This is a genomic window from Flavobacterium sp. W21_SRS_FM3, assembly GCF_052113625.1.
Lineage (GTDB): Bacteria > Bacteroidota > Bacteroidia > Flavobacteriales > Flavobacteriaceae > Flavobacterium.
Window position 1 is genome coordinate 43,954 of record NZ_JBGQOD010000010.1, and the last position, 13,708, is coordinate 57,661.

Annotated in this window: 13 protein-coding genes; 7 read left to right on the forward strand and 6 right to left on the reverse strand. The window is 33.1% G+C overall.

Annotated elements, in window-relative coordinates:
• Positions 1-7 precede the first annotated feature (7 nt).
• The 6 genes from ACEN2K_RS13410 to ACEN2K_RS13435 form a co-directional block, all read right to left on the reverse strand.
• A complete protein-coding gene (locus tag ACEN2K_RS13410) occupies positions 8-1,054 on the reverse strand; it encodes an endonuclease/exonuclease/phosphatase family protein (RefSeq protein WP_441759843.1) in 1,047 nt (348 codons plus the stop codon).
• Between the two features lie 85 nt (positions 1,055-1,139).
• The gene (locus ACEN2K_RS13415) at positions 1,140-2,003 is read right to left on the reverse strand and encodes a rhomboid family intramembrane serine protease (RefSeq protein WP_441759844.1); all 864 of its coding nucleotides are present in this window, start codon (positions 2,001-2,003) and stop codon (positions 1,140-1,142) included.
• 41 nt (positions 2,004-2,044) lie between these two features.
• Entirely contained in the window at positions 2,045-2,794 is a 750-nt protein-coding gene (locus ACEN2K_RS13420; protein WP_441759845.1) for a rhomboid family intramembrane serine protease, read from the reverse strand.
• Positions 2,791-4,665: a DNA mismatch repair endonuclease MutL gene (mutL, locus tag ACEN2K_RS13425; protein ID WP_441759846.1), complete on the reverse strand. Its 1,875-nt coding sequence runs from the start codon at positions 4,663-4,665 to the stop codon at positions 2,791-2,793. The genes ACEN2K_RS13420 and mutL overlap by 4 nt, the downstream gene beginning before the upstream one ends.
• Positions 4,666-4,823: 158 nt before the next feature.
• Positions 4,824-5,396 carry a 6,7-dimethyl-8-ribityllumazine synthase gene (gene ribH, locus ACEN2K_RS13430; protein WP_441759847.1) on the reverse strand — a complete coding sequence of 191 codons (573 nt, stop codon included), beginning with the start codon at positions 5,394-5,396 and terminating at the stop codon, positions 4,824-4,826.
• A gap of 64 nt (positions 5,397-5,460) precedes the next feature.
• Positions 5,461-6,234, reverse strand: coding sequence for a tetratricopeptide repeat protein (locus tag ACEN2K_RS13435; RefSeq protein ID WP_441759848.1), 774 nt, complete (start codon positions 6,232-6,234; stop codon positions 5,461-5,463).
• 245 nt (positions 6,235-6,479) lie between these two features.
• On the opposite strand from ACEN2K_RS13435, the gene recF reads away from it, so the two are divergent.
• From recF to ACEN2K_RS13470, 7 genes are all read left to right on the forward strand, one after another.
• Positions 6,480-7,559 carry a DNA replication/repair protein RecF gene (recF, locus tag ACEN2K_RS13440; RefSeq protein ID WP_441759849.1) on the forward strand — a complete coding sequence of 360 codons (1,080 nt, stop codon included), beginning with the start codon at positions 6,480-6,482 and terminating at the stop codon, positions 7,557-7,559.
• A gap of 75 nt (positions 7,560-7,634) precedes the next feature.
• Positions 7,635-8,330: a thioredoxin domain-containing protein gene (locus tag ACEN2K_RS13445; protein WP_441759850.1), complete on the forward strand. Its 696-nt coding sequence runs from the start codon at positions 7,635-7,637 to the stop codon at positions 8,328-8,330.
• Positions 8,331-8,342: 12 nt separating this feature from the next.
• Positions 8,343-9,020, forward strand: a complete 678-nt coding sequence (locus ACEN2K_RS13450) for a DUF2461 domain-containing protein (protein ID WP_441759851.1) — start codon at positions 8,343-8,345, stop codon at positions 9,018-9,020.
• Positions 9,021-9,029: 9 nt separating this feature from the next.
• The gene (locus ACEN2K_RS13455) at positions 9,030-10,097 is read left to right on the forward strand and encodes a glycosyltransferase (RefSeq protein WP_441759852.1); all 1,068 of its coding nucleotides are present in this window, start codon (positions 9,030-9,032) and stop codon (positions 10,095-10,097) included.
• Between the two features lie 2 nt (positions 10,098-10,099).
• The gene (gene asnB, locus ACEN2K_RS13460; RefSeq protein ID WP_441759853.1) at positions 10,100-11,947 is read left to right on the forward strand and encodes an asparagine synthase (glutamine-hydrolyzing); all 1,848 of its coding nucleotides are present in this window, start codon (positions 10,100-10,102) and stop codon (positions 11,945-11,947) included.
• 48 nt (positions 11,948-11,995) lie between these two features.
• A complete protein-coding gene (gene murB / locus ACEN2K_RS13465; protein ID WP_441759854.1) occupies positions 11,996-13,009 on the forward strand; it encodes a UDP-N-acetylmuramate dehydrogenase in 1,014 nt (337 codons plus the stop codon).
• A gap of 26 nt (positions 13,010-13,035) precedes the next feature.
• Positions 13,036-13,650, forward strand: coding sequence for an FMN-binding negative transcriptional regulator (locus ACEN2K_RS13470; RefSeq protein ID WP_441759855.1), 615 nt, complete (start codon positions 13,036-13,038; stop codon positions 13,648-13,650).
• Positions 13,651-13,708: the final 58 nt, after the last annotated feature.

A 13,708-nucleotide genomic window follows, 5' to 3' on the forward strand; every position in this document is an offset into this window, starting at 1 on the left:
TAATAAGCTAGTCTAGAGATAACTTTGCCATAATAGGATAGTGATCTGAGTTTTCAAAATTAGGAAAACTTTCAAATTTTTTGACTATCATCTTACTGTCGGCAAAAATATAATCGATACGAGCAGGATAATACCTGAATTTATACGTTTGACCAAAGCCTACGCCTGCCTCTTCAAAACTGTCTTTTAAATCTCCTTTAATACTTCTATAAACATAAGAATAAGCGCTATTATTCATATCGCCACAAATGATGATGGGATAATTACATTCTTTCTTATGTTCCTTAAAAATTTCCGCTTGTTGCTGTTGTTGTTTGAAAGCCTTGCTAATTCTAGAAAGCATCATCTGCGATTTCTCTTGATTAATCACATCGATATTTTCTGAAATTTCATTGACATCAGGAGATATTTTTATTGACTGAAGGTGCATATTGTATACTCTAATGATATCTTTCCCTTTTTTAATATCAGCATAAATAACATTGTTATTGGAACTAGGAAATTCAATATTCCCTTCTTTGATAATTGGAAACTTAGAAAAAATAGCCTGACCTGTTTTGATTTTATTTCCTTCCATCAAAATGTACTTATGACGGTACACTTTTAAATCTAGATTAGCTGATGCCGAATATTCTTGAATACAGAGAATGTCCGGATTTTTGTCATTTATGAACGCCAAAATTTCACCGGGTACATCTTCTTTATCTAACCACTTGAATAGGTTAAATAAGCGCACATTATAGCTCATCACCACAAAATTCTTATCATCATCTGGGTATTCTTTAGTTGAGAATTTATAAAACTTATTGATAAAAGTTATTCCCATCAAAAGTACAATTCCAGAAACAATCATTCTCTTTTTAAACTGCATTGCCCAGTAAAGAAAAAACAAAGTATTCAGTATAAAAAATAACGGCATAAATAGTGTCAGAACTGACAATATAGGAAACATTTTTGGTGCCAAAAAGGGTAAGACATACGCTATGAACGTAACTACTGTAAGAACAATGTTTAAGGTAAACATCCCTTTATTAAACCAGGAAAGTTTTTTCATAGGTATTAGTTTCTTGAGTGAAATTAGTCTTATAAAGTAATAACGTCTAAAATTATATCTTTATTTCAAAATAGTGCTACAATTCTTATTTTCCAGTTTTAAATAAAAATTCTTTTTCTTCCTTGGATAGACTATCATATCCAGACTGACTTATTTTATCTAAAATTTCATCAATCTGCTGCTGTGTTTTATCTTTGGTAACAATTCTTGAAACTTGTTTTTCTCTTGGTTTCACATAATTTTTATGCACCTTTTTAAAAGGTGTAGAAGGCGATTTTCTAAATAAATTAGTAAAAAAATCAATAACCGCTGAGACCACTTTACTTAAATCAGTTCCATTTTTAAGTAACTGAATATAAATAAACCCAAAGAACGCACCAGATAAATGAGAGATATGACCTCCTGTATTATCCAGCCTAAACTGCATTAAATCCAGGATCAAAATCACTGCTGTGATATGCCATAATTTTACATTCCCTATTAAAAATAAACGAATATTCATTAAAGGCTGGTAAGTGGTTACCGCAACTAATATAGCCATTATAGCAGCTGAAGCACCTACAATTGAAGCGCTAAAATTTAATATATAATAACCAGTCACAAAGGCAAATCCAGCAAAAATAGCTGCTAAAACATAGAGTCCTAGTAATTGCTTCTGAGTAAAAAAAGTAAGAAAAAGTGAACTAGCAAAATTCAAAATAACCATATTAAAAACCAAATGCCAAAAACCATCGTGAAAAAAGGCATAGGTTAAAAAAGTCCAGGGGTATATAATAAAATTAGTAGGTTCCGTATTCAACGCTAACCAACTGGGAAAATCAAAGTTACCAATCTTAAACTGATAAAAGAAAATTAACGAAAGTAAAAAACAGGCAACATTCCAATAGATTAACCTGAAAGTTATCCCTCCTAGTTTATACTGCTGTTTTAAGTCGTTTATGATATCCATTTTTTAGGTTTTAGTTAAAAATAATAAAGCATAGCCAAGAATTAATTCCAGCGATTATTATTGAATTGATTTTTTTTCCAATACCACATAATCAAGAATCCAAACAAGGCACCACCTACGTGGGCAAAATGCGCTATTCCAGCTCCTCCGCTAAATATAGATTGCCCTGAAACACCTAAATACAAATCTACTAAAACTAAACCTGGAACAAAATATTTTGCTTTAATTGGCACAGGAATAAACAATAAAGCTAACTCTGCATTAGGAAACATAAAAGCAAAAGCCACGATAACACCATAAATAGCTCCAGACGCACCTACTACTGTACCTAAATAAGCACTTGTAAAATTTTGAAATTCAGAAACTGTTAGTATTTGTTGCCATTGCGTATTAATTTTTCCTTCATTCAAAATTTGTACAATTTCACTTTTAGAAAAACCATGCGTATTCAAAATACTTACAGCATCATTAAAGTAATAATAATTAATACCGGTGTGCAGTAAAGCTGCTCCTAAACCGCAAGAAATGTAAAAGAATAAAAACTTCTTGCTCCCCCAAATACTCTCGAGAGCAGAACCAAATGAATATAAAGCAAACATATTAAAGAAAATATGCATCAATCCTCCATGCATGAACATATGTGTAATGGGTTGCCAGAATTGAAAGTCGGCATTCTCTGGAAAAAACATTGCCAGTATTCTATAAGCACCATCTCCAACAATTTGGGTACCAATAAAAAATAGAATGTTAATTATAATTAATTGTTTTACCGTTTCGGTTACATTTCTCATAGTGCAAATTTTTTATCTATATCTTCCACACGCATGGTGATGAAAGTGGGTTTTTGAAAAGGGGATACATTCGGATCTTTGCAAGCAAAAAGTCCATTAACTAAATTCTCTTGTTCTTTAACAGTCAAAGAAGTTCCTGTTTTAACAGCCAAACTTTTAGCCATAGATTTAGCAATCGTATCATTTTGACTAAAACTGCTTTCTGGTATGCCGTCCTGTAAATCGCTCAACAACTGTTCTAAAACTAAAGATACTTCACTCTCAGTAATATTAACAGGAATACCAGAAATGACAACATGCTCATCAGTTGTATCCTCAAAAATAAAGCCTGTATTGATTAGAGATAATTTCAGTTCTTTAATAAGATCCATTTCTATGGAAGAAAAATACAAATCCAAAGGAAACAAAAGCTGTTGACTAGAAGCTTGTTGTACAGTCATATTAATTAAAAACTGCTCGTACAAAACACGTTGATGTGCACGTTGTTGATCCACAATAACCATTCCTGATTTTATGGGTGAAACAATATACTTTTTATGAATCTGATATGCGTTATTGACATTTTGCTCTACCTCTTCGTCATTAAATAAGGAACCAGTAACTTCTTCACTCTCAAAAGAAATTTCATTGCTGTTACTTATAAAATCCGATTCTTGTTTTAGACCTACGTACAAACTTTCCCAGCTCGCTGTAGGTTCTGGCTTTCGATATCCTGATGACGATGACGATGATGATGATGAATAATGTTTATTAACCTTATCATCAGAAAAAGGGTTAAAACTACGATCGACTTGAATTGTTGGCGTAGCACCTTCTAAATTTTTATAGCTGTATGGCGTGTCTAAGTTAGCATCCCTATCAAAATCTAAAATGGGAGCAACGTTAAACTGGCCAAGACTATGTTTAATAGATGCCCTTAAAATAGCATATAAAGCATGTTCGTCATCAAATTTTATTTCCGTCTTAGTAGGATGAATATTAATATCAATTGTATTGGGAGGTACGTTTAAATATAAAAAATAACTGGGCTGAGCACCATCTTTTAAAACGCCGTCATAAGCTGCCATAACTGCATGATGCAAGTAACCACTTTTAATGAATCGGTCATTGACAAAAAAGAATTGTTCGCCCCTACTTTTTTTAGCAAATTCAGGTTTCCCAACAAAACCTTGAATACTTATTATATCCGTTTCTTCTTGTACAGGAACAAGCTTTTCATTAGTCTTACCAGAAAAAACATTGACAATTCGTTGCCTTAAGCTAGTTGCTGGCAAATTGAACATTTCACTACCATTGTGGTAAAAAGTAAAGTAAATATCGGGATGTGCCAAGGCGACACGTTGAAATTCATCAATAATGTGACGGTATTCAACAGTATCTGACTTTAGAAAATTACGACGTGCCGGAATATTGAAAAACAAATTTTTTACCGAGAACGAGGTACCATTGGGTAGCACTGCAACTTCTTGAGACATAAATTTACTTCCCTCAATAACGATTTGCGTCCCCAACTCGTCCTGATCTTGTTTCGTTTTCATTTCTACATGCGCAATAGCAGCAATCGAAGCCAAGGCCTCTCCTCGAAAACCTTTAGTATCTAATGAAAATAAATCCTCGGCTAAACGTATTTTAGAAGTGGCATGACGTTCAAAACACAAACGAGCATCTGTAACACTCATTCCTTTACCATTGTCTATAACCTGCACCAATGCCTTACCCGCATCTTTTATAATTAATTTAATATCAGTTGCCTTAGCATCTACAGCATTTTCCAGTAATTCTTTAACAACAGATGCTGGCCTTTGAACGACTTCACCAGCAGCAATTTGATTAGCGACATGATCAGGAAGTAATTGAATAATACTTGACATTAAAAAATATTTAAAATTTTTGTTTTATTTTTAAAACTAAAGAGCACAAATTTAATGAATTTCTATTGGCTTTTAGGGTTTAGCCATTCATAAATAAAACAAAAAAACCTATACTATTTTATCAATAGTATAGGCTTCATTATGAAATATTTACTTTTTTATTCTTCTAATTTCAAAGGCAAATCTTCAATTTGCAATTGTCCAGAAGATAGTAATGCTTGTTTTTTATAGTCATGTGTCAATGATGCCTGCTGACGAATAAAAGCCATTTTTATAGCTGCTATAGCTGCTTCTGTACCTTTATTGCCATGAATACCGCCACTTCTATCGATTGACTGTTGTAAGGTATTATCCGTTAGCACACAAAAGATAACAGGAATATCAGTTTGTACATTCAAATCTTTTATTCCTTGAGCAACTCCTTCACAAACAAAGTCAAAATGTTTCGTTTCTCCTTGAATAACGCAACCTATAGCGATTACTGCATCCACGTTTTGAGTTTGCAACATTTTTTTACATCCGTAAATAAGCTCAAAACTACCTGGAACATTCCATCTTATAATATGGTTATCTGGAACTTCATTATCTAAAAAAGCATCATATGCACCTTTGTACAAGCCTTCAGTTATCGTCTCATTCCATTCAGCAACAACCACTCCAAAACGAAAATCTTTCGCTTTTGGAAGCGTGCTTTTATCATAAACAGATAAATTTTTATTTACAGTAGCCATTTGATCTTGATTTTAGTTTTTGATTATAAACCGGAAACCTACATTCTAAAAGTCTGAAATTCTACTATTGTGCTAATCCAATTAAAGCATCAACAGACGCTGCTTCTGGAGTAGTATCAAAATTTTCTTTAATATCAGTAAAATATTTAAGAGCATCTTCTTTATTTCCTAATGCTAAAGCTGTTTTACCTGCCTTTAATAGGAAACGTGGTGTTGTAAAATTATTTTTATTTGCTTCAACAGCTTTTATATAAAATTCTAACGCTTCTTTTGGTTGGTTTTTTTCAGAATATGCGTCTCCAATTGCTCCTTTTGCTAAAGCACCTAAAACAATATCTTCTGATTTAAACTTGCTTAAATAGTCAATTGCCTCAGTATACTTACCTGTATTTAAATAAGCAATACCTGCATAGTAATTAGCTAAATTCCCAGCATCAGTACCTGAATACTCATCGGCAATTTTGATAAAACCAAATTTACCTTCTGAACCATTTAGTGATAATTTGTATAATGAGTCGCTAGCAACTCCATCAGCCGCTTGTTGGAAATTTTGTTGTGCAACAAACATTTCATTAGCAGCATCTAATTGTTTAGGCTCAGCGATAAATTTTTGATAAACTAAATATCCTACAGTAAAGATAGCTACAGCTCCTACTATACCAATAATAATTTTTTGATTTTTAGCAACCCAGTCTTCTGTTTTTGATGCAGTCTCGTCTAATTTTGAAAAAACTTCAGCCGTAGCGCTGTCTTTTTCATCAATATTTACTCCTTCAACAGTATCTTTTACTTCTTTCTCTTTAGGTGCTTTATATCCTCTTTTACTATAAGTAGCCATTTAAATTTAATTTAGTGAACCGCAAAAATAAAATTTTTATTCAAACCGACGCAAAAAAAATCAGATTTTATACTCAAATTAAAAAATTGCCGTTTTTTACTGTTGCTGGTTTCCCTACAAAGATAAAGTTTTAACAACAGAATAGCTGTAAAAGCTGATTTTATCGATAATTTTCAATAATTTGCACCCACTTTTTAAAAGCCACTCAATAACAATAAACAGCTCAATACCAGCAAGCCTTAAAAATGTATTTAAAAAAAATTTCCCTTTTCAACTATAAAAATTTTTCAGAAGCCAATTTCGAGTTTGATGGCAAAATAATTTGTTTTGTTGGCAAAAACGGCATTGGTAAAACCAATGTACTCGATGCCATTTACCACTTATCTTATGGCAAAAGTTATTTTAATCCACTAGCGGTACAAAACATCAAACATGGTGAAGAGTTTTTTGTAATTGATGCTGAATTCGTAAAAAATGACAGAACAGAACAAGTCGTCTGCAGTTTAAAGAAAGGACAAAAAAAAGTATTGAAGCGCAATGGTAAAGCCTACGATAAATTCTCTGATCATATTGGTTTCATCCCGTTAGTTATCATTTCTCCCGCAGATAGAGACCTAATTGTGGAAGGAAGTGAAACGCGTCGCAAATTTATGGATAGTGTAATTTCTCAATTGGATTCACAGTACTTATTACAACTTATCCAGTACCAAAAAGTGATGAGTCAACGCAATGCCTTGCTAAAATATTTTGCTTTGAATCATGTATTCGAAAAAGACACTTTGTCGATATATAATGAACAGCTAGATCTTTATGGAAAGTATATTTTTGAAAAAAGAAAGGAATTTATCGCACAGTTCATTCCTATTTTTAAGTCTCATCATCATGCCATTACTGAGTCGCAAGAAACAGTACAGCTGGTATATGAAAGCCATTTGTATGAAAAAGACCTAATAACTCTTTTACAAGAAAACATCAATAAAGACAGAGCGTTACAGTATACTAGTGTAGGAACTCATAAAGATGACTTATCCTTTGAAATTGATGGCCATCCAATTAAAAAGTTTGGCTCTCAGGGTCAACAAAAATCATTCTTGATTGCGTTAAAACTAGCTCAATTTGATTTTTTAAAGAAACAAAGTGGTGTAAAACCTATATTACTATTTGATGACGTTTTTGACAAATTAGATGAAACCCGTGTCTCTAAAATTATTGAAATGGTAAATAGTGATTCTTTTGGCCAACTATTTATATCTGATACACATCCAGAAAGGACGGAAGAAATTGTCAAATCGACACACCAATCTTATCAAATTTTTAACTTATGATTTGAACGCTATAACAGTCAAATCCTAATATTTTATGTAATTTAGCCTCATTATATTTCTTTTAAAAACACAACAATGAAACTTCGCAATCTATTTTTTTTAATGATTTCTTTGACCATCCTATCTTGCAATGGACAAAGTTCAAAAAACGTTAATACAATTGAAGCCACTGCATTTGCAGAAAAAATAAAAACGACAACAAGTCCACAAATTATTGATGTACGTACTCCAGAGGAGTTTCAAGCAGAACACATTGACAATGCAAAAAATGCCAACATTTTAGGAGATCATTTTGTCTCTGACGTCGCACAATTTGATAAAACTAAAGCCGTATTTGTTTATTGCAAAAGCGGTGGAAGAAGTAAAAGAGCAACCGAAAAGCTGCAAGAATTAGGATTTAAAAACATCTATGAATTAGATGGAGGTTTTTTAAAATGGAACTCGGCAGGACTTAACAAACCATCTGAAAAAGTTGTAGGAATGACAAGCCAAGAATACAATGAGTTATTAAATACTGACCAACTTGTTTTGATCGATTTTTATGCAGACTGGTGCGCACCTTGTAAAAAAATGAGTCCTTATCTTACTAAAATGCAAGATGAGTTAAAAGGAAGCGTCGTGATCATTAGACTGAATGCTGACGAAAATAAAACTTTGATGAACGACATGAAGATTGATGTTCTTCCTACTTTATTGCTTTATAAAAATAAAGAGTTAAAGTGGAAAAACTCAGGTTACATAAGTGAAGAAGATTTAAAAAAACAGCTTTAATCATCGTCAAAAATGCTAACTAAAGACAGCCTACAGTTTCTAGAAGATTTAAAAAACAACAATAATCGTGATTGGTTTTTAGAAAATAAAAAAAGGTATGATGTTTTCAAAAAAGATTACCAGCAATTGGTAGCTGCTTTGTTAGACGCCATGAAACCCTTAGACCCTTCATTAGAAATGCTAGAGGTAAAAAACTGCACTTTTAGAATTAATAGGGATATTCGCTTTTCAAAAGACAAGACACCCTATAAATCACATTTGGGAATTTGGATATCGTCTGGCACTAAACTGCAAAGTAAATCCGGTTATTACATTCACCTTGAGAAAGGAGGAAGTTTTATTGCTGGCGGGCTTTATGCTCCATTAGCAGATGATTTAAAGAAGGTACGCAAAGAAATAGCCTATTTTCATGAAGATTTAGATGAAATTCTCAATGAAAAAGATTTTAAAAAAGTATATGGCGACTTAGATCGTAATGAAAAATACCTACTCAAAAACCCTCCAAGGGGATACGAAAAAGAACATCCTGCAATTGAATTGCTAAAGCTTAAGAGTTTTGAAGCATCTAGTGCATTTGATATTTTAGAAGTAACCAGAAAAGATTTTGTTTCTAAAATGAGTAAAAAACTAATTCTTTTAAAACCGCTAAATGACTTTATTAATCGCGCCCTAACGACTGAAGAGTTTTAAATCATTTCGATGAAGAAAAAAAAAATACTTTTTCTTGGTGAATCCTACAGAGCTGATGCCTTAACTTGGATTAAAGGATTAGAAGAATTTGGTGATTTTGATATTATAAAATGGGAGCTAAAAACCCCGAGCGATACGCTATATAACAGAATTAAGCGCATCGCTGAATTCAGCTTAGCGTATTCCAAAATAAAAAAGATTATTAGCCTGCACCAACCAGACATGGTTATTGCCGAAAGAACCACAAGTTATGGATTCCTTGCAGCACTATCTGGAGTCAAAACGCTTGCAATAGCTCAACAAGGTGAAACTGATTTATGGCCACAAGGATCAGTTTTACTTCCAATAAAAAAAGCAATACAGCATTATGCTTTTAAAAAAGCAACACTGATACATGCTTGGGGACCTGTAATGACGGTTGCCATGAAAGAGGCAAATGTGGAAATGAAAAAGGTGCTTGTTTTACCAAAGGGAATTGACTTACTAAAATTTAAAAATAAAAACAGCGCTAGTCCTGATAAAATTCAGGCCATTGTCACTCGTTCTCTATTACCAGAATACCGACATGATATTATTTTAAAATCTTTCTCTATTTTACACAACAAAGGCTTAGATTTCTCCCTAACTATTGTAGGAGATGGAAGTCAACTGCAGCAGTTAAAAAAGTTAGCTAAACAATTGAAGATTGATAAAAAAGTTTTTTTTACGGGTAGAATACCCAACACAGAATTGCCCGATTTATTACAGAAAGCTAATTTTTACATCAGTATGCCCACAACCGAAGGAGTATCAGCTTCTTTGTTTGAAGCAATGGCCTCCAATTGTTACCCTTTAGTTACTGCTATACCTGGAAATGAATGGTGGATCACTCATCGCAAAAACGGGCAGTTAATCGCTGTAGATGATGAAAAAATGTTAGCAGAAGAGCTAATATGGTCCTTTAAAAACAATAGTTACCGAGAACAAGCAGTTATTAGCAACCGCAAACTTGTTGAGGATAAAGCCGATTATAAAATAAACATGAAATTAATTGCCTCTACATACCACGAATTAATTAACAATACTAAACAACAGTAGTTATGTGTGGAATTAATGGAATACTGCATTTGCAATCGCAAAAAATGATAGACTCTCGAGTTTTGACACAAATGCGTGATTCATTAGAGCATCGTGGCCCTGATGATAAAGGTATTTTTATCGAAAACAACATAGGTTTAGGACATAGAAGACTAGCCATTTTAGATACTTCATCGGCTGGACACCAACCTTTCCATTCAGAAGATGCGAGATATGTCCTGGTTTTCAATGGCGAAATTTACAATTTTAAAGATTTCTACTCTGAATTAAAAAGCGCAGGATTTGATATCAAAACTGCTTCGGACACAGAGGTCTTGATGAAATTATACCAGTTATATGGTATAAAAATGCTGCACCGTCTTAATGGTATGTTTGCCTTTTCAATTTGGGATAAAGCAGAAAAAAAACTAATTCTCGTAAGAGATAGAATGGGTGTAAAACCTTTATACTATTCGATCTATAATGAAAGTTTGTATTTTGCTTCAGAGCAAAAAGCCCTTTTTACTGCAGGAGTTCCTTTAAAAATAGCACAAAGCGGACTCGAAGAATACATTTTTAACCGTTTTGTTGCTGGTGAGGACACTTTGTATCAAAATGTACAAAAATTATTACCGGGTCATTACATGATCTTTCATGAAAACGGCAAAATTATTACAGACAAATGGTGGGACTTAAAAAAAGAAATCCAAGAACATCCACACATTGACAATCCAGTAGAATGGTTTAGAGAAACTTTTGACGATTCTATTCGCTTACGTATGGTCAGCGATGTACCCGTAGGGGTCTTACTAAGTGGCGGACTTGACTCCTCCTCTATTCTAGCATCATTACATGATCAAAATTACGGCAACATACAATCCTTTAATATTGGTTTTAAAGAAAAAGAACATAATGAATCTCATTTAGCAAAGCTGTTGTCAGATAAATTCGGTTATGGTTTTCATACAACAGAATTAGAAGGAGAAAAATTATACAACAACTTAATACGGGCTACCTATTTCCAGGATGAGCCTATTATGCATTTAAATGAACCCCATTTATTATCCATCTCTGAATTAGCCAAACCTAGTGTTAAAGTATTACTTTCAGGCGAGGGCGCCGATGAAATTATGGGAGGCTACGTAAGGTATAAACCGTTACAATACCCTAGCCTACTCCGTGCGATAGCTACAATAGGAAGTTTTGGGTATTTTGCTAAAAATCCGCGTTATGAAAAATTAGCACGGTACGCCCAACTAGAAGAGAGTTCTCATTTAGTGCTCTTTAATGGCTGTAATATCTACCCACAAGACATTTCAAGCAGTTTTGGCATTAAAAATATACCGAAGAACGAATACAGAAATAAAATATATAAAGAAGCTGCCACCCTTTATCCTAACAATTTAAGAAGGCAAGCCCTGTACTTTGATCAACACACTTACTTGTGTTCATTACTAGATCGAAATGATAGAGTCACAATGGGAGCTTCTATTGAATGTAGAGAACCTTTCTTAGACCCAAGACTAATTGCTGGTCTAGGCTCTCTGGAAGACAAATGGTTGTTTACAGGAAAAAAGGGGAAATTCATACTTAAAACAGCAATGCAGGATCGCTTACCAAACGAAATTTTAACATTTAAAAAAGTAGGATTAAGTGCACCTTGGGGAGATTACCTTATCAATAATCCGTTTTTTAAAGAGGAACTGGCCGCATTTGCAAAAAGCGATATCTTTAATATGCTTTATTTAGAAAATATAAATAGTGCGCAGTTGATTGCAAGTTTGCAGAAGGGTGACACCAGAATAACATCCTATATAATGCCGTTGTTTATGTTGCATATTTGGTCAAAAACCTATGCAACTAAATTTTAATTCTTACTTTTGATTCCTTAAATCAAATAATATAAAGCGCCATCTTTTATGGAAATACAAAACGATTTTTCTTTAAAAAACTACAATACATTTAGAATAGAAGCCAAGGCAAAACAATTTGTGGCAGTGCACACGCTATCCGAACTAAAAACGGTTTTAGAAGAACATAAAGCTACTCCAAAATTTGTACTTGGTGGTGGTAGTAATATGCTTTTAACAAAAGATATCAACGCATTAGTAATTCATATTGATTTAAAAGGAAAAAAAATAATTCAAGAGGATGAAGAATATGTTTGGGTAGAAAGCCAAGCAGGAGAAAATTGGCACGAATTTGTGCTGTGGACGATTGAGCACGATTTTGGCGGTTTAGAGAACATGTCATTAATTCCAGGTAATGTAGGAACTACACCCGTACAGAACATAGGTGCTTATGGTGCTGAAATCAAAGACACTTTTATTTCATGTGAAGCCATAAATATTCAGAATCAAGAAATTAAAAGTTTTACCAACGAGGAATGCCACTTTGGTTACCGTGAAAGTATTTTTAAAAATGAAGTCAAGGATCAATTCATCATCACATCTGTAGTGTATAAATTGACCAAAAAAAATCATACAATTAGGATTTCCTACGGAGACATCACCTCTGAATTAGCCAAAAACAACGTCACCAACCCAACTCTAAAAGAGGTAAGTAATGCTGTTACTGCCATTAGGAAAAGCAAACTTCCTGATCCAAAAGATTTAGGAAATAGTGGTAGTTTTTTTAAAAATCCTATTATAAAAAAATCAGAATTCGAAAGAATCCACAAAAAATTTCCTGAAATGAAATTTTATGAAATTTCAGCAACTGAAGTAAAAGTTCCTGCAGGCTGGTTGATTGAACAAACTGGATTGAAAGGAAAACGTTTTGGTGATGCTGGAGTTCATATAAACCAAGCCTTAGTATTAGTTAATTATGGCAATGCAACGGGTCAAGAAATACTCGATGTTTCTAAACATGTTCAAGACACGGTCTATAAAACATTTGGTATCAAAATAGAAGCAGAAGTAAATGTCATTTAATTTGTGAAAGCATAAATAAATTTAAAATGTACACTCCAGAAATTTATAAGAATGAAAACCGGGAAGAAATAAATGCCTTTCTTCATACAAATAGTTTTGGAATTCTTGTGAACCAAACAGACGGTAGATTATGTGCAACGCATATTCCCATGATTTTAACCACTAATGAATCTGGAGACTCTATTTTGCAAGGACATTTATCAAAGGAAAACCCGCAATCAAATGGGTTTTTAGAAAATGATACTGTTTTAGCCATTTTTTCTGGACCCCATAGTTACATTTCTTCTTCATGGTATGATCATGAAAATGTACCCACATGGAATTACTTAGCTGTACATATTTACGGAAAAATTAAAATAGTTGAAGGTGATGGGGTAGCTCAATCATTGAAATCTCTTGTTGATAAATACGAGCAACACTCTGACAATCCTATTAGAATAGAAAATTTATCCCCTAAAACCATGCTGCAAGTGCGAGGCATTGTTGCTTTCGAAATAGAGATTACTGAAATTCAGGCTACAAAAAAACTATCTCAAAACAGGGATGATAAAAATTACACTAATATCATTACTGAATTAGAAAAAACGAAAGAACATCAAGCAATTGAAATTGCGAATGAGATGAAAAAATGCCATAGATAAATTCTTTAAAAATTCATAATTTATAATTTACAATTGATAATTCAATTCATACCTTTGC

Excerpts from the sequence above, each read along its gene's own strand:
- ACEN2K_RS13410 (WP_441759843.1), bottom strand. The coding sequence starts at position 1,054 with ATGAAAAAACTTTCCTGGTTTAATAAAGGGATGTTTACCTTAAACATT.
- ACEN2K_RS13415 (WP_441759844.1), bottom strand. The coding sequence starts at position 2,003 with ATGGATATCATAAACGACTTAAAACAGCAGTATAAACTAGGAGGGATA.
- ACEN2K_RS13420 (WP_441759845.1), bottom strand. The coding sequence starts at position 2,794 with ATGAGAAATGTAACCGAAACGGTAAAACAATTAATTATAATTAACATT.
- mutL (WP_441759846.1), bottom strand. The coding sequence starts at position 4,665 with ATGTCAAGTATTATTCAATTACTTCCTGATCATGTCGCTAATCAAATT.
- ribH (WP_441759847.1), bottom strand. The coding sequence starts at position 5,396 with ATGGCTACTGTAAATAAAAATTTATCTGTTTATGATAAAAGCACGCTT.
- ACEN2K_RS13435 (WP_441759848.1), bottom strand. The coding sequence starts at position 6,234 with ATGGCTACTTATAGTAAAAGAGGATATAAAGCACCTAAAGAGAAAGAA.
- recF (WP_441759849.1), top strand. The coding sequence starts at position 6,480 with ATGTATTTAAAAAAAATTTCCCTTTTCAACTATAAAAATTTTTCAGAA.
- ACEN2K_RS13445 (WP_441759850.1), top strand. The coding sequence starts at position 7,635 with ATGAAACTTCGCAATCTATTTTTTTTAATGATTTCTTTGACCATCCTA.
- ACEN2K_RS13450 (WP_441759851.1), top strand. The coding sequence starts at position 8,343 with ATGCTAACTAAAGACAGCCTACAGTTTCTAGAAGATTTAAAAAACAAC.
- ACEN2K_RS13455 (WP_441759852.1), top strand. The coding sequence starts at position 9,030 with ATGAAGAAAAAAAAAATACTTTTTCTTGGTGAATCCTACAGAGCTGAT.
- asnB (WP_441759853.1), top strand. The coding sequence starts at position 10,100 with ATGTGTGGAATTAATGGAATACTGCATTTGCAATCGCAAAAAATGATA.
- murB (WP_441759854.1), top strand. The coding sequence starts at position 11,996 with ATGGAAATACAAAACGATTTTTCTTTAAAAAACTACAATACATTTAGA.
- ACEN2K_RS13470 (WP_441759855.1), top strand. The coding sequence starts at position 13,036 with ATGTACACTCCAGAAATTTATAAGAATGAAAACCGGGAAGAAATAAAT.